A 20330-nucleotide genomic window follows, 5' to 3' on the forward strand; every position below is an offset into this window, starting at 1 on the left:
TCAGCGTGTTATTGATATAATATTTCAGCGGGTCAGCAACCGACTCAGGCACGATTATCGAGGCGGCAAAATGCGCAATAGCATCAAAATCATGGGCGGCGAACAAGGCGTCGGTCACGTGCCTATCGCCAACATCACCGCGCACCACAGTTACCCCTTCAGGCACTAAAATATCATGTCCGGTGGAAAAATTATCCAGAATGACTGGTTCATGTCCGGCATCCAGCAAGGCCAACACCATATGGCTTCCGATATAGCCTGCCCCGCCCGTTACCAGAATTTTGCGTTTTGTCGTCATGATGCGCTTGTCCTATAGCTTTGAAATCAGACAGTACGGGTTCAAGCCCTGAATAGCTGTTATCCACATTATCCGTCACATTATATCACATCATGTAATTAGCCATAGAAAAAGGCGGGGATCGCGCCCCGCCTTTTATATTTATCGTCTGTTCGCTTTATTCGGCGTCAGCCTCGGCGTCGGCCTCGGCAGCTTCCAGATCAGCACCGGTTTCCTGATCGACACGCTTCATCGACAGCTTAACCTTACCACGATCATCAAAGCCGATAACCTTGACCTTAACAATATCGCCTTCTTTACAGATATCGATGGTCTTTTCGGTGCGGCCATTTTGCAGTTCGGAAATATGAACAAGACCGTCCTTGGCGCCAAGGAAATTCACAAAAGCACCAAAATCGACTGTTTTCACAACCTTGCCATCGTAAATCACACCCAGCTCAGGCTCGGCAACAATATCACGGATACGCGCCACAGCGGCTTCACCCGAAGCACCTGTCACGGCTGCTACCTTGACGGTACCATCATCTTCAATATCGATTTTGGCACCTGTTGTTTCACAGATTTCCCGAATGATCTTGCCACCAGGGCCGATAATATCGCGGATTTTATCAACCGGAATATTCAAGGTGGTGATTTTTGGCGCGCTGTCAGCCAGCACTTCACGTGCCGCGGTCAGGGCTTTTGACATTTCACCAAGGATGTGGATACGGCCATCACGTGCCTGATCAAGCGCGATCTGCATGATCTCAGGCGTGATTGACGTGATTTTAATATCCATCTGTAAAGATGTGATACCAGCATCCGAACCAGCAACCTTAAAGTCCATATCACCAAGATGATCTTCGTCACCCAGAATATCGGACAGCACCGCAAAATCGTCACCTTCTTTAATCAGGCCCATCGCAATACCTGCAACCGGACGTGCCAATGGCACACCTGAATCCATCAATGCCAGCGAACCACCACAGACAGTCGCCATTGATGACGAACCATTTGACTCGGTAATCTCAGACACCAGACGCACGGTATAAGGAAACTCTTCCTTTGTTGGCATCAACGGACGAATTGCCCGCCATGCCAGCTTGCCATGCCCGATTTCGCGGCGGCCTGGCGAGCCAACGCGACCTGCTTCACCAACCGAATAAGGCGGGAAATTATAATGAAGCATGAAATTCGAGCGACCTTCACCAACCAGCGAATCAATAATCTGCTCATCCTGTCCGGTACCAAGCGTGGCAACAACCATCGCCTGCGTTTCACCGCGGGTGAACAAAGCCGATCCATGCGCACGTGGCAGAAAACCAGCTTCAGACACAATCGCCCGCACAGTTTTCGTATCACGGCCATCAATACGCACGCCAGTTTTCAAAATCGCACCACGGACAACATCTGCTTCCAGCCCTTTAATCAGGCCACCAACCAGAACGGCATCATACTCATCGCCAATTTTTTCTTTGGCTTCACTGCGAACAGCACCGACAGCCGCCTGACGTTCAGCTTTATCTGCAATTTTATAAGCCGCTTCAAAAGCACCTTCAAAACCTTTCAGAATATCACTGATCGTCACTGTCTCAGCTGGCTCTTCAGGAAGATCGCGTGGCTCCTTGGCGCATGATTCAGCAATATCAATGATCGCTTCGATCACGGGCTTGATTGCGTCATGACCAAAATTCACCGCACCAAGCATAATCTCTTCAGACAGCTCCTGCGCTTCGGACTCAACCATCAGCACGCCTTCAAGCGTACCTGCCATGACCAGATCAAGATCGCTATCTTCCATCTGCTCAACAGTCGGGTTCAATACATATTCGTCATTGATCCAGCCAATACGGGCACCGGCAATCGGGCCAAAGAACGGCACACCTGACAATGTCAGAGCAGCCGAAGCACCAATCATCGCGGCGATGTCTGGGTTGTTTTCCATATCATGCGCCAGCACCGTACAGATAACCTGTGTTTCGCATTTGAATGATTTTGGAAATAAAGGACGAATAGGGCGGTCAATCAGACGACAAACAAGTGTTTCATTTTCTGATGGACGGCCTTCGCGTTTGAAAAAGCCACCAGGGATTTTACCGGCGGCAAACGCTTTTTCTTGATAATTCACAGTCAGAGGAAAGAAATCCTGACCTGGCTTTGCTTGCTGTGCGGCAACGGCCGTACACAAAACTGTTGTTTCGCCAAGGGTAACCATAACGGCTCCATCAGCTTGACGGGCAACTTTTCCGGATTCCAATACCAGTGGCGTGCCGCCCCAATCCAATTCTTTGCGGAATATTTTAAACATTTAGATTTATCTCTCTCGTACGTTCTTAAATCAGACACCAAGGCTGGTTCTGCAAAAACCAGTGCCAGCCAGAAAAAGTAAAATGTGGGATAAATATTGTTGCCATACACCCAATGTGACGGCTTTACCAAATTGGTAAAAGGCACCCACGGTCAGTCTTGTGCCTGATTTTGTTTTTTCTTTTTCGTAGGCATCTTTTGACATGTCATACGTCAAAAAGCAAATAGAATTACAAAGACAAAACCGCCATCCAGACTGGACAGCGATTTCATGTCATTCAGGCTATGACGCATCCTATTGGATCAGCGTATAGACATAATATAGAGCTTGGCTTTAACGGCGCAGGCCTAGCTTTTCAATAAGCGCCTTATAGGCAGCCATATCACCCGCTTTGATATAATCAAGCAGGCTCCGGCGCTGACCAACCATAGACAGCAGACCGCGGCGTGAACCAAAGTCCTTTTTATGTGTCTTAAGATGTTCGGTCAGGTTGCGGATGCGCTCGGACAGGATTGCTACCTGTACCGCAGATGATCCAGAATCTTTATCATTTTTGCCGAATTCAGTAATCAGTTCAGCTTTGCGTTCATTCGTAATCGACATCAAAACCTCCTATGGTTTTATAGGTTTAAAACACGGACAGGGCATACAGCCCCTGCTTTGATCGCCACCAATGCAATTGGCACATCACCACATATGGCAATACCAGTTTGCCCTTCTGCCAGACCAGCAAACCGCATTTGTGCGGACGGGCTTAAGGCACCAAGGGTTTGGCCGTGACGAAGCAAGGATGCCTCATCCCCCGAGATGGGTAACGCCGGGATGTCGTCCAGCGCACTCACAACAGGATGTAAATGCTCGAAAGCGGGCGCACTATGCTCTAGATTTTCCAGAAAATCTAGTGAAATCGCCTGATCCGCGTGAAAGCTGCCAACTGACATGCGCCGCAGGCTTGTCACATGCGCCGCACTGCCTAGCGCACGGCCAATATCACGCGCCATAGACCGGATATAGGCGCCCTTGCCACAGGCCACATAAAACCGGGCTTCGGTTTCGTTATGCGATAAAAGCGTGCATGTTTCGATATAGATCGGGCGCGCTGCTAACTGCACCGCTGGGGCATCATCATCGGCATCTGCCTTGCGTGCCAATTTATAGGCGCGTTGCCCATCGACCTTGATCGCCGAATAGGCTGGCGGCACCTGTTCGATATGGCCGGTAAATTGCGGTAATATGGCATTTACCTCTGCTTCGCTGGGGCGTATTGCGGATCTCTTGGTGACGCTGCCTTCGCCATCATCCGTACTTGTTTCAACACCCCATGCCAGCGTGAATTCATAGGATTTGTGGCTACCCATCGCAAAAGCCACCGTCTTTGTTGCTTCACCAAGCGCGATAGGCAACACCCCGCTTGCCAACGGATCAAGCGTACCGCCATGTCCGGCTTTTGCCGCATTGAACACGCGCCGCACAATCGCCACGGCTTTGGCCGAGCTAACCCCCACAGGTTTGTCTAGATTCACCCAGCCATGCACGGGCTGGCCTTGTTTGCGCGACATTTTATTTGTCCTGATGAAGCGCGTTGAACAGAATATTCATCCGCGCTGCATTTTCAAAACTTTCATCAAGCAAAAATTTCAGCCGCGGCGCACGGCGTAACTGCACACGCTGGGCGACCATGCTCTGGATTTTGGGCGCCAGCCGGTTCAATGCTGGCAAAACGACTTCGACATTCACCCCGCCAAGCGGCATCGTATAGACACGCGCATTACCCAAATCAGGGCTAATCGAAATTTCCGAAATGGTGATTGATACATTTTCCAGATCAGGGTCGAAAAAATCTTCCCGAAACAGAATATCCGACAAGGCATGCCGCAAGGTTTCACCAACCCTTAACTGGCGCTGGCTTGGCCCCTTAGCACTATGGTTGTTGCGTGGCTTTGATGACATGACAACTTCCTTTCACACAGCACCATCTATCGGTTTGGCTACCATTATCGGCCTAACGGCCATCAGCCTGTCGGCCGCACGACCCTGAAGCTGATAATGCTACCTGATTACGCTGGCTGGACATACGCGCCCTACAGGCAATGATACATTTATTGACTAATCGAGAGTACGGGCAATCTCACGGATTTCGAAACATTCGATCATATCTTTTTCCTGAATGTCCGAATAATTTTCAAAGCCCATACCACATTCAAAGCCTTCACGGACTTCTTTGACCTCGTCCTTAAAGCGTTTCAATGTTTTCAATGCACCCTCATGGATCACGACATTATCGCGTAGCAAACGCACTTTACAGCCACGCTTGATAACACCTTCGGTCACCATACAACCAGCAACCTTGCCAACTTTCGACACGCCAAACACCTGCCGGATTTCGGCATAGCCGATAAAGTCCTCTTGCGTGTCTGGACTTAACAAACCGCCCATCGCCGCTTTCACTTCATCGATCAGTTCATAAATGATCGAATGGTATCGGATTTCAACACCATCACGTTTGGCCAGATCGCGCGCTTGCGGAATCGCCCGCACATTAAAGCCGATCACGATTGCATTCGACGCCGTTGCAAGGCTGATATCCGATTCGCTCAGTGCACCAACACCCGATGACAACATACGTACCTTGACCTGTTCGGTACCCAGTTTTTCAAGCGCAACGCGAATCGCCTCTAGCGATCCATGCACATCGGTCTTGATAACCACAGGCAATTCTTCGGCTTCACCAGCAGCAATCGCCGACAACATTTGTTCAACCGAACCACGGGCACCACGCGCAGCGTCATGATCCTTGTTACGCCGCGTCCGATATTCGGCAATTTCACGCGCGCGCGCTTCGGTTTCGACAACCACACAGCTATCGCCAGCCATTGGCGTACCGTTCAGACCCAGAATTTCAACAGGCTGACCAGGACCTGCTTGCGCAAGCTTCTGTCCACGGTCATCAAGCAAGGCACGAACCCGGCCGCTTTCGGCACCAATAACAAAAATATCGCCCTGTCGTAAGGTGCCACGCTGAACCAACAAGGTAGCAACCGAACCACGGCCACGCTCGACCTTCGATTCGATCACAACACCATCGGCATTGCGATCCGGATTGGCGCGTAATTCCAGCAATTCGGATTGAAGCATAATCGCTTCTTCCAGCTTATCAAGGCCAAGCCCAGTATGTGCCGAAACATCAACACAAAGCACATCACCACCAAAATCTTCCGTCACGATTTCCTGTTGCAGCAGGTCATTACGCACGCGCTGCGGATCGGCTTCGGGCTTGTCACATTTATTGACCGCAACGATAACCGGACAACCGGCCGCCTTGGCATGGTTAATCGCTTCGACTGTCTGCGCCATAACCGAATCATCAGCCGCGACGACCAGCACAACAATATCGGTAATATTCGCACCTCTAGACCGCATTTCGGTAAACGCTTCGTGGCCAGGCGTATCGATAAAGGTGATAACATTCTCATTGGCTGTGGTGATCTGATAGGCACCAATATGCTGCGTAATACCGCCTGATTCACCTGCCGCTACATCGGTACGACGGATCGCATCAAGCAGGCTGGTTTTACCATGATCGACATGCCCCATAACCGTAACCACTGGCGGGCGCGGCTGTAGATTTTCATCATCATCATCATCACCTGTCAGACCAATTTCAATATCCGACTCCGATACACGCTGAACCTTATGGCCAAATTCACCCACAACCAATTCGGCAGTTTCACCATCGATTGCCTGTGTGGCGGTCGCCATAATGCCCAGCTTCATCAGCTCCTTGACAACATCAGCCGTACGTTCGGCCATACGATTGGCTAGCTCGCTAACGCTAATCGTATCTGGAATGATTACATCCCTGACCTGTTTGACCTGTGGCTGTTCTTCACGCATACGCGCTTTTTCACGTTGCCGCTTGACCGATGCCAAAGACCGTTGACGACGGCTTTCATCACCTGAAAGCGCCTGATTGATGGTCATCTTTCCCGATTGGCGACGATTATTAGTATCGCGGCGCGATGCGCCCGGACGCCGCGGCGCCATTTCATCAGCAGCCTTGCGGCGGCGTTGCTGGGCTTCACCGATTGGATCTGGCATTTGTGGCGTAGGCGTAGCAGGAGCACGCTCTGGCACATCCTGACGGCGCGCTTGCGTATCGGCATGTTTTTTGGCTTCTAACGCGCGGCGCTCTTCTTCGCCGGCCTCAATTTCACGAAGCTCGGCCAGTTCAGCTGCGCGTCGTGCTTCAACCGGATCAAGCGGTACGTCTGGTTCGGGCGCAGGGGCAATCTCGGCCTCTGCAGTTGTTGCTTCTGGCGCCATATCGTCGGATGAAACAGGTGCGGCATCATCTTCACCTATTGCCGGGGTTGGTTTTTTCAAACCTTCCTGCAAAGCACGGACGCGCGCCGCGCGTTCTTGCGCGGTTAATTTGTCATCTGCCGCTAGCGGTGTGGCGGGGGCGGCAACAGGGGTTTCACTTACCGTAGGTGCTTCAGGCGGAGCAGCGACCTCGGCAACAGGCTGACCTGTACGCGACGGTGCCGCAGGCGCGCGTTTGCGGCGCACTTCGACCTGAACCGTTTTGCGTCCGGTCACTGATGGACCAGCCCGCATTTTGCCCGCATCCAAGCTACCCAGTGTTAACTTGCCGCTGGACAAACTCAGTTTCTTTGTTTTGCCGCTCTCGTCACTCATTTCTGACCCTTTCAACCGAATCGATGTCTTTACCAAATTAGGCAAGCCACAATTCGCAAACATGGCTAGGTGATACACCTGTCAGGCTAGTTCTGACAACCCGTTGCACCATAAAACCCGTCTAAACGCATGATCTCGTCATGCAAATTACCAATCAATGCCGCACCGCCACGCGCTGCTGCACCCCGAAGCCCTACATAGGCAATACTGTCTCTTCCGAAAATATGACCAAGCTCCTCGGCTGTCAAAGACTGGCTAACCCAGCTGACGCCTAGCTTGTTTTCAAGCTTTCTACATTCACGCTCCGACGCATCCTGTGCTGCCAAAAGCGCATCAAATGAACCATCTACCAGCAATTTGCCTGCGCCTGCAAACGCCACGCCTGACCGGCGCGCCATTGCCACCAATGATAAAACGCGGCTACGTAACATAGATACTATGTGGCCTATATCTTCTGGGTCATTGGCCAGACCTACGCCCAAAGCGCGTTTGAAATGGCCTTTACTATCAGCTTTTGAAATGCTGGTCGCATCAGCCATCACCCATGCACCGCGACCTGGCAATTTTTCAGCAAGATCAGCAACCGCTACCCCGTCCGGACTCGCAACAAAGCGAATCAGGCTGTTGGTAGGAAGCGTTTGTCCCGTTGCGATGCAGGTGCGCGTAACCATGAGGCCGATCCCAACATGATCTAGCTGTCAGACGCATCAGCAGATGTATCACCTGCCTCTGCCTCTGTATCAGCGGTTTGATCATCTTCATCATCAAACCAATGTGCGCGTGCGGCCATGATAATATCACCCGCTTCGGCGTCATCGCTCAGGCCATGTTCACCAAGCAGGCTGACCAACTCCTCATTATCAAGATCAGCAAGGTCATCAAGCGTCAGAATGTTGTTTTCGGCAAGCGACAGCAACATGGCCAGACTAATATATTCAAAAGCACGCAGATCATCAGCCACTTTCAGATTATCAAGAGCTTCATTGATCCTTGTTGTTTCGCGCGCGACATAATCAACCGCACGATTTTGCAGTTCGGTTGCAATATCTTCGTCAAAACCCTGAATATTTGCCAATTCGTCAATCGTGCTTTCGGCGATTTCTTCCGGCAACACAAAGCCTTCGGCAACCAGCAAATGCGCGATCACATCATCAATGTTCAAAGCTTCGATAAAGCCTGTTGACCGGGTACGGAATTCTTCCTGACGACGCTCGGATTCTTCAGCCTCAGTCAGAATATCAATATACCAGCCTGATAATTGCGAGGCGAGGCGGACATTCTGTCCACGACGACCAATCGCAAGGCTAAGCTGATCGTCAGGCACAACAACTTCCATCCGGCCAGCCACTTCATCCATCACCACCTTGGCAACTTCAGCAGGCGCAAGCGCATTCACGACAAAAGCCGCAGGGTCTTCATTATAGGGAATGATTTCCACTTTCTCGCCTTGTAATTCGCCAACAACCGCCTGAACACGGCTACCACGCATACCCACACAGGCACCAACCGGATCAATGCCTGGATCATTTGAAAGCACTGAAATTTTGGCACGGCTACCTGCTTCACGCGCCACACCTTTGATTTCGATGATACCATCATAAATTTCTGGCACTTCTTGGGTAAACAACTTGGCCATAAATTCATTACAGGCACGCGACAAAAAGATTTGCGGACCACGCTGTTCTTCGCGCACATCAATGATATAGGCACGAACGCGATCACCTTGGCGCAGATTTTCACGCGGGATCATTTCTTCGCGACGTATCACCGCTTCGGCGCGACCAAGATCAACTGTAATCGAATAGCTTTCAGCACGTTTGATGGTGCCAACAACAATCTCGCCAACCCGGTCTTTATATTCTTCAAACTGACGCGCGCGCTCGGCATCACGCACTTTTTGCGAAATCACCTGCTTGGCAGTCTGCGCGGCGATGCGACCAAACTCAATCGGGGGCAGTGATTGCTTGGTAAACTCACCAACGCCCAGCGCAGGATTCAATTTTGCACCTTCAGCAACGCTTATCTGGGTTTCGTCATCTTCAACTTCTTCGACAACTTCCATCCAGCGTTCCAGCCGAATAGCACCCGATTTGCGGTCAATCATGGCCCGAATATCACGTTCCAGACCGTATTTTGCACGGCCTGCTTTTTGAATCGCTTCTTCCATCGCCAGCATGACTTCTTCACGCTCAATCGATTTTTCACGAGCCACCACATCGGCGACCTGAATGAGTTCCATACCCGGAATTGATGATGTATCCATTATCGTCTCGACTTATCTGTTTTCAAACGCTTGCCTATTTCAAGCACTTGAGGTGTTGTTACCTGTCTTTGGGGTCTTGATGGCATCGTCATCATCACCCCCTTATCTTTAGTCAATTATCTGTCTTATCCATCTACTTATCTTTATGTGGCGTCGCCAGAATTTCTGCTGGATCAATACGCGCCGAATCTATCTCGTCAAAGGCAAATACAAACCGCCCAAAGGATGTTTCCAGAACAATCTTGCCATCGTCGTCAAACCCATTCAGGCGGCCATTGAACCGGCGGCGGCCGTCGCGCATCATCCGCAGATTTATTTTGGCCAATTCTCCTGCAAATCTCTCGTAATCTTCGATTTTCGTCAGCGGCCGGTCAATCCCCGGTGAGCTCACCTCCAAAACATAGGCACTGGAAATCGGATCTTCCACATCCAGCAAGGCGGCAATATGCCGACTCAGCTTTCTGCAATCCTCGACTGTCATCTCACGATCTTCAACAGGCTCGGCCATAATCTGTAGCTGATTGCGCCCCGAATTACCGCCCATAAACAAAACGCGTACCAGCTGAAAACCAAGGTCTTCAACCGCCGCTTCGATAATCTTGCTTACTTTTGTCTCTACCAAGCTGGTCTCGCTATTGCGCCCAATCCATCCACATATCAGCCAATAAAAAAGTGAGCCTGCGGCTCACCATCTATGCGACAGCTAATTTTGAACTACATATATAGGGTAAAGCGCCGAATGACAAGCGATTCCGTCAAATCCGCTTTGGCTCATTACGGGTAAAGATAAACCAGGACGGGCGGCGGGCTTCATTTTCGGCCTTTTTCATATAGCGCGTCGTGGGCAAATGTGATGGGCGCGTCTGCCAGTCATCCGCACAGCGCGCAGTCCAGTCAAAGGCTGGATGCCGCATGGCGGCCTGAAGTAGCCAGCTTTTTGCCGTCGGGTCATCGCTGGCCATCACTAGGCTTCCACCTGGCCGGATCAGCCGTGCTAGTGAATCCATCACATCTGTTTGCAGAATCCGCCGTCCCGCATGACGCTTTTTCGGCCAGGGATCGGGAAACATCACATAGGCACCGGCCAATGAGGCATCCGCCAATGAGGCAAAAATCAGCCGCACATCATCATCCCAGATACGGATATTCCCGATATCATCATCCTGCATATGCCGAAGCAAACTGGCGACACCATTTATGAATGGCTCGGCACCAATGAAACCGGCATCTGGGCGTTGCTTGGCGAGTCCAGCGATATGCTCACCCCCACCAAATCCGATTTCCAGAAAAATATCATTATATGACGTGGTGAATTGGTGCGCTGCAGATTGTGCCAGATCAAAACGTACTTTGGGCAATTTATCCGCCAGCAACCCTTGCATTGTTTGCCGCAGGGGGCGCCCTTTGCGCCGCCCATAAAAGCGTGGCGCGGAAAAATCCTCATATTTTGAATCTGGTTTTGCTGAATCTGAATTTTTCGTGTCAGCAGCCATTACCAAACCATTCCCCATGTCGCCAGCCACAATTCACCAGCCACAATTTATATGTCACCAGATATAATCCAAACGAAACTTAATTCAAGCCTGGCGGATCTAGCCCAAAGCCGTTTTCAGGGTTGCACCCAGATCAGTAGCTTCCCAGCTGAATGATCCCGCCCCAGCTTCACCAGCAACGCGGCCAAAATGGCCATAGGCTGCACTTGATGCATAGATTGGCTTATTCAGTCCAAGATGCTCACGAATGCCCCGCGGGGTCAGCTTCATGCACTGGCTAAGTGCTTGTTGCAAGTCGGCATCACTGCCCTGTCCGGTGCCATGCGTATTCGCATAAACCGATACTGGATCAGCAACGCCAATCGCATAGGCAAGCTGGATGGTACATTTTGTTGCCAGACCAGCTGCCACAACATTCTTGGCCAGATAGCGTGCGGCATAGGCGGCTGAGCGATCAACTTTTGTCGGATCTTTTCCTGAAAAAGCACCGCCACCATGCGGCGCGGCACCACCATATGTATCAACAATAATCTTGCGGCCTGTCAGACCGGCATCACCATCTGGTCCCCCGATAACAAAATTGCCTGTCGGATTCACCAGCAGATCATCGGTGGCCACCATCCAGCCATCTGGCAGAATATCGGCAATTACAGGTGTCACCAATTTACGTATATCATCTGACGATGCGCCTTCGGCATGTTGGGTGGACAAGACAATCTTATGCGCGCCTGTGGGCTTGCCATTATCATCATACACCAATGTGATCTGGCTTTTTGAATCAGGCCGTAAAATGGAATCAGCATCACTTTTGCGCATCGCGGCAAGACGTTTTAGAATCTGATGTGAATAATGAATCGGGGCGGGCATTAACACGTCGGTTTCATCACAGGCATAACCAAACATAAGCCCCTGATCACCTGCGCCTTCATCCTTGTCAGCGCCTTCATCAACACCCATGGCAATGTCAGCTGACTGTTCATGCAAATAATTCTGAAATTCAAAATGCGCATGATGGAATTTATCCTGCTCATAGCCAATATCTTTGACCGCCGCACGAACAGCAGGTTCGATTTGCTTCATGATACCCACGATTTTATCTTCTGGTGCCCGCACCTCACCACCCAGAATAACACGATTGGTCGTTGCCAAAGTTTCACACGCAACGCGCGCTTCTGGATCAGCTGTCAGAAACAGATCAAGCACCGTATCGGATACACGATCGCACAATTTGTCAGGATGTCCTTCGGACACAGACTCAGATGTGAAAAGATATGGCATGGAATCCTCGTTTATTTTTTGACATGGTTTTTTGCCTTAACTAGCGGCGGCGGTCAAGCCGCCTATCAAGCCAATGCGCAAACCCTGCATTCAGGAACAACAGACAGAAAAACAGCAGATGCCCCATTTTGGCAAACAGCGTTGACGCCAGCGGAGCAACAGCCTTCACATCAATACTATCCGCAATGCCAAGCCCGATCTGGCCAAGCGGCCGACCAAGCGGATCAAACGCACCGCTGATCCCGGCATTCGCAGCGCGGAACATGGTCATGCCTTCCTCGACTGCACGCATCTGGCTTTGCGCCAGATGTTGCCATGGACCTGCCGTATGGCCAAACCATCCATCATTTGTCAGATTGACGATGAAATCTGGCTTGTTATTGCGATCAATGACGGTGCCTGAAAAAATCACTTCATAGCAGATCAATATCTGCGCTTTGCCAAAACCCGGCACATCAAACAGCTTGTTTGTCGTCCCCGCGCTAAAATCCCGGGGTCCGGCAATCACATCAATAAAGGGAAGCAGACTACGAAACGGAACATATTCGCCAAACGGTACAAGATGACGTTTGTCATAAACCGCTTTCAGCGCGCCATCATGGCTATGCAAAACCGCCGCATTAAATAATCTGTCTTGGTCATCAAGACGTGGAATACCAGTCAGCAGATAGCCGTCAAACGGCGTGGCTGATGCTACAGTCTGGCGCAACAAATTCGGTTCTTGGCTGGCAAAACCAGCAAAAGCCGTTTCCGGCCAGATCACCAGCCGCGGCACAGGAACCTTCTGAGTGGATAAATCAACAAGCCGTTGCAAATGCGCTGACCGCCTTGATCTCTGCCATTTTTCCTGTTGCATGACTGATGGCTGGACGATGCGCACGGATGGACTGCTGTCAGGCGTCACCACATCTTGCAGATAATCAATCCGCACGATCCCCAGAAGCGACAGCAACAAAGGCACAATCAGCAGAACCAATGCTATTTGCCGCGCTGCAACCCGCCATAGCGCTAGTGAAAAAGCAAACAGCAACGCGATGATATTAAGGCCATAGATCCCAAACCAGCTGGCCGCCTGTAATGCCCCAAGGTCAAAGCTGAACAGATAGCCTGGCGCATTCCATGGAAATCCTGTTGCGACAAAACCACGGGCAAATTCGGCCACACCCAGCATAGCCACCAGCCAGATCAGACGCCCTTGTGCTGTATGGCCACAACGCCATGCTGCCCACCCAGCTACAGCCCAGAATGAAGCCAGCACAGCAGCAAGACCGAAAACAACAAACGGCATAGCTATCCACAGGCGCGGATCAGCAACAAAAAGCGAATGTGAAATCCAATAGGTCGAGAACACAAACCATCCAAGACCTGCCGCCATCCATATGCTGGCGGCCCGAAATGCGTTAGGCGCCTGAACCGCTTTAAGCGCGGGAAAGGATAAAGCAAAAATCGTGAATATAAGCCCTAATGGCGGCAGACAAAGACTGGCAACACAGCCTGCAATGAACGAACCGATATGCGGGTAACGCCTCATCACCTTTGGTATGTCCCAAAATGGCTGTTTCCAGAATGGCTGTTTCCAGAAACGCATCACCCATACCGCCTAGTTTTGCTCATGTTGCGGTATGCGGATAAGACCCCTGATTTTGACCAGCGTGATTCGCCGTGGGTCGCCTTCCAGCACCTCGAATTGTAACCCATTTGAATGCCGGACTATTTCACCGCGCGTTGGCACTCGTCCAGCCTCAGCGCAAACCAGCCCTCCAAGCGTATCAATCTCATCACGATCATCATCATCAAGTAGCGTGCCTGTCACCGTTTCCAGCGTTTCAATTTCAAGACGGGCATCGGCGATCGCTGTGCCATCACCATTAATATCAAACCGCAACGCCACTGTTTCATCATACTCATCTTCGATGTCACCAACGATTTCTTCGATCAAATCTTCAATCGTAATCAACCCGTCAACACCGCCAAATTCGTCAACGACAAGTGCCAGATGACGCCGCTTCAAGCGCATTTCATGCAACAGATCCAAAAGCCGGATTGTTGGCGCAACAAACAAAGCGGGGCGCAAAAGCGACTTGATAGGCGGCATGTCACCAGCCTGCAAACTGGCAAAAATATCTTTCACATGAATAAAGCCAGCAACATCATCCAGCGTTTCGCGATAGACCGGAATACGGCTATGTCTGACTTGCGAAATCTGCTTGCTGATCGCGGAAAATTCATTGCGCATACTGACCGAAACAATATCCGCCCGCGGGATCATCACATCCGCAGCAATTTTATCACGAAGCCCAAGCAGATTATGCAATAACGTACCTTCATGTCGGTCAAAAAGCTCGCGGTCTGTTGCCGAATCTTCAAGCAATTCAGTCATTTTCTGCCGCCGTGATTCGGGACGCGCGAACCAAGCTTTAACCTTGTTTAACAGCACATCAATCATGATGAAAACCTCGTCATCGGCATCTTGTTCGTAGCGTTATCATCTCTGGTTTCCTCATCCTCTATGTCACCATAGGGGTTGGCAATACCGATCGCGGCTAGCAGGCTGCTTTCCAGCATTTCCATTTCATTGGCATCAGCATCAGTCTCATGGTCATATCCTAAAAGATGCAGCACACCATGCCCGAACAGATGCGTGACATGGTCATGCGTACTAATGCCGCTTTCCTCTGCTTCACGCACACAGGTTTCATAGGCAATCGCAATATCACCTATTTCTTCCCTATTTTGATCGTCCGCATCCACCGCTATATAAAACGCCATATTATCGTCATCTTGGCTTGGAAAGGACAGCACATTGGTGGCTTTGTTCTTGCCGCGATGATCGTGATTTAACTGTCTGATCTTATCGTCGCTACATAATAACAAGCTAACCGTACAGCGCGTCATATCATGCGCCGCCAAAGCCGCGTCAAGCATCTGGCAGAAACATGCTTTCATATGATCGCTTGCTTCGGCTGGCCAGCCATTTTGGTCACTCAAAATGTCAATGTGATGCTTATCCGGCGTGATCCATTGCATGCCATCATAACCAGATATGGCATCATCATCCGCATCTATTTGCGTTAAACTGTCAGGCTCCGGATTTGGGTCAATCATTACGTCTGTCCGTTTTCATAGGCTTGCAGAATGCGCGCGACAACAGGGTGCCTTACCACATCTTTACCTGATAAGTGGATTATGCCAACACCTTTAATATCCGTCAAAATCGATACCGCTTCTGCCAAACCTGACGGATGACCAGCAGGCAGATCAACCTGACTTAAATCACCCGTAATAACCATGCGTGAATCCTGCCCAAGCCGGGTCAGTACCATTTTCATCTGCACTGGTGTTGTGTTCTGCGCTTCATCGATAATCACATAGGATGCGCTCAGCGTCCGCCCCCGCATAAAGGCCAAAGGGGCAATTTCGATTTCGCCGCTGGTCAACATGCGATCGACCTTATCGGCAGGCATCATGTCATATAACGCGTCATAAAGCGGGCGCAGATAGGGATCAACCTTGTCCTTCATATCACCTGGCAGAAAACCAAGCCGCTCGCCAGCTTCAACCGCTGGCCGCGATAATACGATACGTTCGACTTCGCGCTTTTTCAGCGCTTCGACCGCGCGCGCTACCGCCATATAGGTTTTACCCGTACCGGCAGGTCCTAGCCCGAACACCACTTCATCTTGGCGCAACAGTCCAAGATACTGGTTCTGGCCAGATGTTTTGGCGACAATTTTCTTTTTCCAGGTATCAATCGACTCAATCGCTGGTGGCGTTGCAGAGGCCTTATTATTGTTTTCCCAGCGCAGGGCATCACTAACCATCGATTTATCGATTTCATCAGCTCCCGCATCGCGCATCGTTTTATACAGCGTTTCGATGACCTTGCGCGCTTCCTTGGATGCCGCTGACGCACCAGATATTTTGATGCTATTGCCAAACGAATCCAGCTTTACATCCAGCGCCTCTTCGATCTGCATAAGATTCTGATTATGTTCGCCGAACAATAACGCCACTGTTGCGTTATCTTCAAAGTCCATCCTTATGGTGGACTTGGCATTTTTTTCGCTCACGCTGCCCCCTTCATGGAAGTAATTTCGGCGGTTACACTATTTTGTCGGCCTTCGACAATATCACAGGCAATAATCTGGCCAATCTGCTCTTCACTACCGGCAAAGTTAACAGCCTGCATAAATGGGCTTCGCCCTGCCATCTGGCCATCACGTTTGCCGCTACGTTCGACAAGAATATCCAGCCTCATGCCTTCGGTTTTTTTGTTAAAGGCAAATTGCTGGGCGTTCAATAATTGCTGTAATGCTTCAAGGCGGTCTGATTTTACCGCTTCGGGCACCTGTAGGTCGGATAAAGATGCGGGCGTACCTGGGCGCGGACTATATTTGAATGAATAGGCAGACGCATAACCGACCCGATCGATCAGTGCCAGCGTATCGGCAAAATCCTGATCGCTTTCGCCTGGAAACCCGACGATGAAATCACCTGACATGGCAATATCGGGGCGCACTTGCCGCAACTTGTCAATCACGCCGAAATATATATCTTTTGAATGGCGGCGGTTCATCGCGTCAAGCACGCGGTTTGACCCTGACTGGATCGGCAAATGCAGATACGGCATTAATTGCGGCACATTGCCATGCGCGGCGATCAATTCATCATCCATATCCAGCGGATGCGACGTCGTATAGCGGATGCGCGCCAGCCCATCAATCTCGGCAAGCGCATGAATCAAACGCCCAAGCGACCATACAGACCCATGTCCATCATCACCGTGATAGGCATTTACATTCTGTCCCAAAAGCGTGATTTCGCGCGTACCGCTGGCAACAAGGCGTTTGGCCTCGCTCAGTACATCGACAGCTGGCCGTGAATATTCGGCACCACGCGTATAGGGCACCACGCAAAAAGCACAGAATTTGTCACATCCTTCCTGCACACTCAGAAAGGCTGCTGGTCCACGCGGGGCATGTTCCTCGGGCAACAGGTCAAATTTCACTTCCTGCGGAAAATCGGTATCAATGGCACGCTTGCGCACTGTTGGGTCGATTTCGGCAATAAGCTCAGGCAAACGATGATATGTTTGTGGGCCAACGACAATATCAACCCATGGCGCCCGTCGGGTGATTTCGGCGCCTTCGGCCTGTGCCACACATCCGGCCACGGCAATCGTCACCACACGGCCTTGCTGTTCGCGCGCTTTTTCTTTCATCATCCGCAGGCGGCCAAGTTCCGAAAACACCTTTTCAGATGCTTTTTCACGAATATGACAGGTGTTTAATATCACCATATCCGCGCCATCGGGCGTTTCGGTTGGCGCATAGCCTAACGGCGCAAGCACATCGGTCATACGATCAGAATCATAGACATTCATCTGACAGCCATAAGTTTTAATAAAAAGTTTCTTGGTCAATGGTGCGGTATCACTCGATTTAGCGCGGCAATCTTTTTCTTTTACCTGTTTGCCGCGAGGCTGGTCAAGACGAAGTTAGGTCTTATCAGTGCTTGATATAGTCACTAATGCCGCAAAATGCGAACTTCAAACGGAACAACGCCATCATTTTAATGGCTTTGACATGATGATCGCATCTTGGCGATGCGGCGCGGTGCCATAATATCCTGCGCGGCGCCCACTTTCCTCAAACCCGCACCCTGAATAAAGTGCAAGCGCTGCCTCATTCAACGCGGCCACATCAAGATGAATACGGCATATGCCAGTTTGCAGCAACATCTCGCATGTTGCGGTCAATAGCTGGCGGGCATGGCCTTTGCCTTGATGCGCGCGCGCTGTACCAAGTGAAAGGATTTCAGCTTCGTCACATACCTGACGCAGCAATATATAGGACAGCATATCCGCATTATGAGGTTCATCACTATCATCTATCAGCGCAAAGCCAGCAAATGCTTTCCCGGCAAATAGGCTGGCCAGTGATGCCGGCGTAAAGGGACGTTCAAAAAGTGCGGCTTCGAGGCTGGCGATAGCCTCTTTATGTTCGATGCCAAGATGTATCAGCGGCATCAGCCTTGCGCCGCCGGCGCTGGCTTTCTCTTGGCTTTCTTAGCGGTCTTGTTTGGTGTTTTCTTTGCATCTTTCTTGGGAGGCCCTAATTTTGCCGCCGCAAGGTAAAGCGGGGCAAGCGGCGGCGTCATATCCGTCATGATTTGATAAGCTGCATCAGCCGCGATCATCGCGGCATCAAGCGGCAACGCCATCTCAGGCTGGATCACGCGCACATCGTCTTTGGCAAAAATATCGGCAAGCTGTTCATATTCAAACCCACCAACATAAAGCGGCATGTCCAGCTTGGCATTATCATCCATGCCACGCCGCAACGCTGGCAGTTTCTCTGGCGCGGCTTCAAAAATCGTACCTGCCGCCTGACCGTCTGCATCAAAAAACTGGCAATATAGCATCCCGCGCCGTGTATCAGCCGTGATCAGCATGGGCGCGTTGTCATTATAGTCGTGCTCTGCCGCATGTCTGGCCAGCGCTTGCAGGCCGGATACGCCAATTCCCTTTGCCCCCCAGGCCAGACAAAATCCCTTTGCACAGGCCAACGCCACCCGAATGCCGGTAAATGATCCCGGTCCTGCGCCTGCCGCCACATGCGTTACCATCTCAAAGCCACATCCAGCTTGCGCTAATGCCGCCATCGCGGTTGGCACAATATCCTTGGCATGGCCATGCGTGATATTATGCGAAATAAGGCTGGCAATACTGCCGTCACGATACACCGCTACGCTCAGCAGGGCACCACTTGATTCGAGCGCAAGGATACAGGGTTTGGATATAGGCTTTGTCATTTACGATCCTGCGCAAAGGCTGCAAAAGCCCCGATCTGATTCAGATTCATTTTCAATATACTAATTCTAAAGTAGTCTTTACTATCGTTCATGTCGCCAATGTACTATGAAAAGCGACATCTGCAAATTACATCTAAATTGAGACGGATATGTTGGGCGTCAAACTACAAAGTAGCTTTTTAAGATTTTACCTGATGGTCATGCTTCTTTGCGCCTATGGCTTGGGTGCGGGTGCTGCTATGGCCGCCGATCATGCCAGCATTCTTATGTATCATCGTTTTGGCGAAAACAAATACCCAACAACCAATATCCGGCTTGAACAATTTGATGCACATCTGGAGCGTCTGCAAAATGGCGATTTCACCGTTTGGCCATTGCCGCGAATCGTCGAATATTTGCAATCTGGACAGCCGCTTCCCGACCGCACCGTTGCCATCACCATCGATGATGCTTACCAGTCGGTATATCAGGAAGCCTGGCCACGGCTACAGGCATTAGACATGCCTTTTACGCTTTTCGTGGCTACCCAGCCTATTGATGCCAACCGGTATGGGTATATGACCTGGGATCAGATCCGCGAATTACAATCTGCGGGCGTGACCATCGGAAGCCAGACACGCACACATCCACATATGCACCAAATCAGTATCGAGCGTAGCAAAAGCGAAATTGCCGAATCGAATGCGCGCTTTATCGCCGAACTGGGGTTACGCCCGGCCTTATTTGCCTATCCCTATGGCGAATATAACATGGCGGTCATTGACGCGGTCAAAAAAGCGGGCTTTACCGCCGCCTTTGGCCAGAATTCGGGCATTGCACATGGCTATAATGGCTTTTACGAATTGCCTCGTTTTGCCATGAACGAGCAATATGGCACGCTAAGCCGGCTTGATCTGGCCATCAATGGTTTGCCGCTCAAGGTTGACCAGATCACCCCCGAAGATGTGATTCTTGATCAAAATCCACCCATTTATGGCTTTACGCTTGCCCCTGATATGGACAAACCCAATCAACTACGGTGCTTTAATAGTATTTACGGGAAGCTTGATGTGACGATTATGGGGCCGCGCGCTGAAATCCGCCTGCCAGGTCCTTTGAATGGCAAGCGCGCCCGCATCAACTGCACCATGCCAGGTTATGATGGACGCTGGCGTTGGTTTGGCCGCCAATTCCTGAATCCATAAGCATCATCCGGCCACA

The 20330-nt window shown here is 50.8% G+C and carries 19 protein-coding genes; 1 reads left to right on the forward strand and 18 read right to left on the reverse strand.

Features of this window, described 5'->3' with window-relative positions:
* The 18 genes from ABNT28_RS04545 to tsaB all read right to left on the reverse strand — a co-directional run.
* A partial coding sequence (locus tag ABNT28_RS04545; RefSeq protein ID WP_348721080.1) for an NAD-dependent epimerase/dehydratase family protein occupies positions 1–298 on the reverse strand: 298 nt, incomplete at its 3' end.
* A 157-nt stretch (positions 299–455) separates the two neighbouring features.
* Positions 456–2585, reverse strand: coding sequence for a polyribonucleotide nucleotidyltransferase (gene pnp, locus ABNT28_RS04550; RefSeq protein WP_348721081.1), 2130 nt, complete (start codon positions 2583–2585; stop codon positions 456–458).
* A 333-nt stretch (positions 2586–2918) separates the two neighbouring features.
* Positions 2919–3188: a 30S ribosomal protein S15 gene (rpsO, locus tag ABNT28_RS04555; RefSeq protein ID WP_013046447.1), complete on the reverse strand. Its 270-nt coding sequence runs from the start codon at positions 3186–3188 to the stop codon at positions 2919–2921.
* A gap of 17 nt (positions 3189–3205) precedes the next feature.
* Positions 3206–4144 carry a tRNA pseudouridine(55) synthase TruB gene (gene truB, locus ABNT28_RS04560; RefSeq protein ID WP_332924967.1) on the reverse strand — a complete coding sequence of 313 codons (939 nt, stop codon included), beginning with the start codon at positions 4142–4144 and terminating at the stop codon, positions 3206–3208.
* Between the two features lies 1 nt (position 4145).
* Positions 4146–4535, reverse strand: a complete 390-nt coding sequence (gene rbfA, locus ABNT28_RS04565) for a 30S ribosome-binding factor RbfA (RefSeq protein WP_332924966.1) — start codon at positions 4533–4535, stop codon at positions 4146–4148.
* 156 nt (positions 4536–4691) lie between these two features.
* The gene (infB, locus tag ABNT28_RS04570) at positions 4692–7283 is read right to left on the reverse strand and encodes a translation initiation factor IF-2 (RefSeq protein ID WP_348721082.1); all 2592 of its coding nucleotides are present in this window, start codon (positions 7281–7283) and stop codon (positions 4692–4694) included.
* Positions 7284–7369: 86 nt separating this feature from the next.
* Positions 7370–7954 carry a DUF448 domain-containing protein gene (locus ABNT28_RS04575; protein ID WP_332924892.1) on the reverse strand — a complete coding sequence of 195 codons (585 nt, stop codon included), beginning with the start codon at positions 7952–7954 and terminating at the stop codon, positions 7370–7372.
* 20 nt (positions 7955–7974) lie between these two features.
* Complete coding sequence (gene nusA, locus ABNT28_RS04580) at positions 7975–9546, reverse strand: transcription termination factor NusA (protein ID WP_332924891.1); 1572 nt, start codon at positions 9544–9546, stop codon at positions 7975–7977.
* Between the two features lie 133 nt (positions 9547–9679).
* Positions 9680–10168, reverse strand: coding sequence for a ribosome maturation factor RimP (rimP, locus tag ABNT28_RS04585; RefSeq protein ID WP_332924890.1), 489 nt, complete (start codon positions 10166–10168; stop codon positions 9680–9682).
* 133 nt (positions 10169–10301) lie between these two features.
* Positions 10302–11039, reverse strand: coding sequence for a tRNA (guanine(46)-N(7))-methyltransferase TrmB (locus ABNT28_RS04590; RefSeq protein WP_348721083.1), 738 nt, complete (start codon positions 11037–11039; stop codon positions 10302–10304).
* A gap of 99 nt (positions 11040–11138) precedes the next feature.
* Positions 11139–12317 (reverse strand): methionine adenosyltransferase, encoded by a 1179-nt coding sequence (gene metK / locus ABNT28_RS04595; protein WP_348721084.1) that lies wholly within the window; start codon positions 12315–12317, stop codon positions 11139–11141.
* Positions 12318–12357: 40 nt separating this feature from the next.
* The gene (lnt, locus tag ABNT28_RS04600) at positions 12358–13905 is read right to left on the reverse strand and encodes an apolipoprotein N-acyltransferase (RefSeq protein WP_348721085.1); all 1548 of its coding nucleotides are present in this window, start codon (positions 13903–13905) and stop codon (positions 12358–12360) included.
* A 12-nt stretch (positions 13906–13917) separates the two neighbouring features.
* Positions 13918–14763 (reverse strand): hemolysin family protein, encoded by an 846-nt coding sequence (locus ABNT28_RS04605; protein WP_332925024.1) that lies wholly within the window; start codon positions 14761–14763, stop codon positions 13918–13920.
* Complete coding sequence (gene ybeY, locus ABNT28_RS04610; protein ID WP_348721086.1) at positions 14760–15422, reverse strand: rRNA maturation RNase YbeY; 663 nt, start codon at positions 15420–15422, stop codon at positions 14760–14762. The genes ABNT28_RS04605 and ybeY overlap by 4 nt, the downstream gene beginning before the upstream one ends.
* On the reverse strand, positions 15422–16387 hold the full coding sequence (locus tag ABNT28_RS04615; RefSeq protein WP_348721087.1) for a PhoH family protein: 966 nt from the start codon (positions 16385–16387) through the stop codon (positions 15422–15424). Before ABNT28_RS04615 ends, ybeY begins: the two co-directional genes overlap by 1 nt.
* Positions 16384–17739: a tRNA (N6-isopentenyl adenosine(37)-C2)-methylthiotransferase MiaB gene (miaB, locus tag ABNT28_RS04620; protein WP_332925027.1), complete on the reverse strand. Its 1356-nt coding sequence runs from the start codon at positions 17737–17739 to the stop codon at positions 16384–16386. Before miaB ends, ABNT28_RS04615 begins: the two co-directional genes overlap by 4 nt.
* A 144-nt stretch (positions 17740–17883) precedes the next feature.
* Positions 17884–18345: a GNAT family N-acetyltransferase gene (locus tag ABNT28_RS04625; RefSeq protein WP_332925028.1), complete on the reverse strand. Its 462-nt coding sequence runs from the start codon at positions 18343–18345 to the stop codon at positions 17884–17886.
* Complete coding sequence (tsaB, locus tag ABNT28_RS04630; RefSeq protein WP_348721088.1) at positions 18345–19130, reverse strand: tRNA (adenosine(37)-N6)-threonylcarbamoyltransferase complex dimerization subunit type 1 TsaB; 786 nt, start codon at positions 19128–19130, stop codon at positions 18345–18347. The genes ABNT28_RS04625 and tsaB overlap by 1 nt, the downstream gene beginning before the upstream one ends.
* A gap of 194 nt (positions 19131–19324) precedes the next feature.
* Between tsaB and ABNT28_RS04635 the strand changes: the two genes are divergently transcribed.
* The gene (locus ABNT28_RS04635; RefSeq protein ID WP_332925030.1) at positions 19325–20314 is read left to right on the forward strand and encodes a polysaccharide deacetylase family protein; all 990 of its coding nucleotides are present in this window, start codon (positions 19325–19327) and stop codon (positions 20312–20314) included.
* Positions 20315–20330 lie beyond the last annotated feature (16 nt).

This window comes from uncultured Candidatus Puniceispirillum sp. (genome assembly GCF_963979125.1).
Lineage (GTDB): Bacteria > Pseudomonadota > Alphaproteobacteria > Puniceispirillales > Puniceispirillaceae > Puniceispirillum.

Bases quoted from the DNA above. Each gene is read 5' to 3' on its own strand.
- pnp (WP_348721081.1), bottom strand. From the start codon at position 2,585: ATGTTTAAAATATTCCGCAAAGAATTGGATTGGGGCGGCACGCCACTG.
- rpsO (WP_013046447.1), bottom strand. From the start codon at position 3,188: ATGTCGATTACGAATGAACGCAAAGCTGAACTGATTACTGAATTCGGC.
- truB (WP_332924967.1), bottom strand. From the start codon at position 4,144: ATGTCGCGCAAACAAGGCCAGCCCGTGCATGGCTGGGTGAATCTAGAC.
- rbfA (WP_332924966.1), bottom strand. From the start codon at position 4,535: ATGTCATCAAAGCCACGCAACAACCATAGTGCTAAGGGGCCAAGCCAG.
- infB (WP_348721082.1), bottom strand. From the start codon at position 7,283: ATGAGTGACGAGAGCGGCAAAACAAAGAAACTGAGTTTGTCCAGCGGC.
- ABNT28_RS04575 (WP_332924892.1), bottom strand. From the start codon at position 7,954: ATGGTTACGCGCACCTGCATCGCAACGGGACAAACGCTTCCTACCAAC.
- nusA (WP_332924891.1), bottom strand. From the start codon at position 9,546: ATGGATACATCATCAATTCCGGGTATGGAACTCATTCAGGTCGCCGAT.
- ABNT28_RS04590 (WP_348721083.1), bottom strand. From the start codon at position 11,039: ATGGCTGCTGACACGAAAAATTCAGATTCAGCAAAACCAGATTCAAAA.
- metK (WP_348721084.1), bottom strand. From the start codon at position 12,317: ATGCCATATCTTTTCACATCTGAGTCTGTGTCCGAAGGACATCCTGAC.
- lnt (WP_348721085.1), bottom strand. From the start codon at position 13,905: ATGCGTTTCTGGAAACAGCCATTCTGGAAACAGCCATTTTGGGACATA.
- ABNT28_RS04605 (WP_332925024.1), bottom strand. From the start codon at position 14,763: ATGATTGATGTGCTGTTAAACAAGGTTAAAGCTTGGTTCGCGCGTCCC.
- ybeY (WP_348721086.1), bottom strand. From the start codon at position 15,422: ATGATTGACCCAAATCCGGAGCCTGACAGTTTAACGCAAATAGATGCG.
- ABNT28_RS04625 (WP_332925028.1), bottom strand. From the start codon at position 18,345: ATGCCGCTGATACATCTTGGCATCGAACATAAAGAGGCTATCGCCAGC.
- tsaB (WP_348721088.1), bottom strand. From the start codon at position 19,130: ATGACAAAGCCTATATCCAAACCCTGTATCCTTGCGCTCGAATCAAGT.
- ABNT28_RS04635 (WP_332925030.1), top strand. From the start codon at position 19,325: ATGGTCATGCTTCTTTGCGCCTATGGCTTGGGTGCGGGTGCTGCTATG.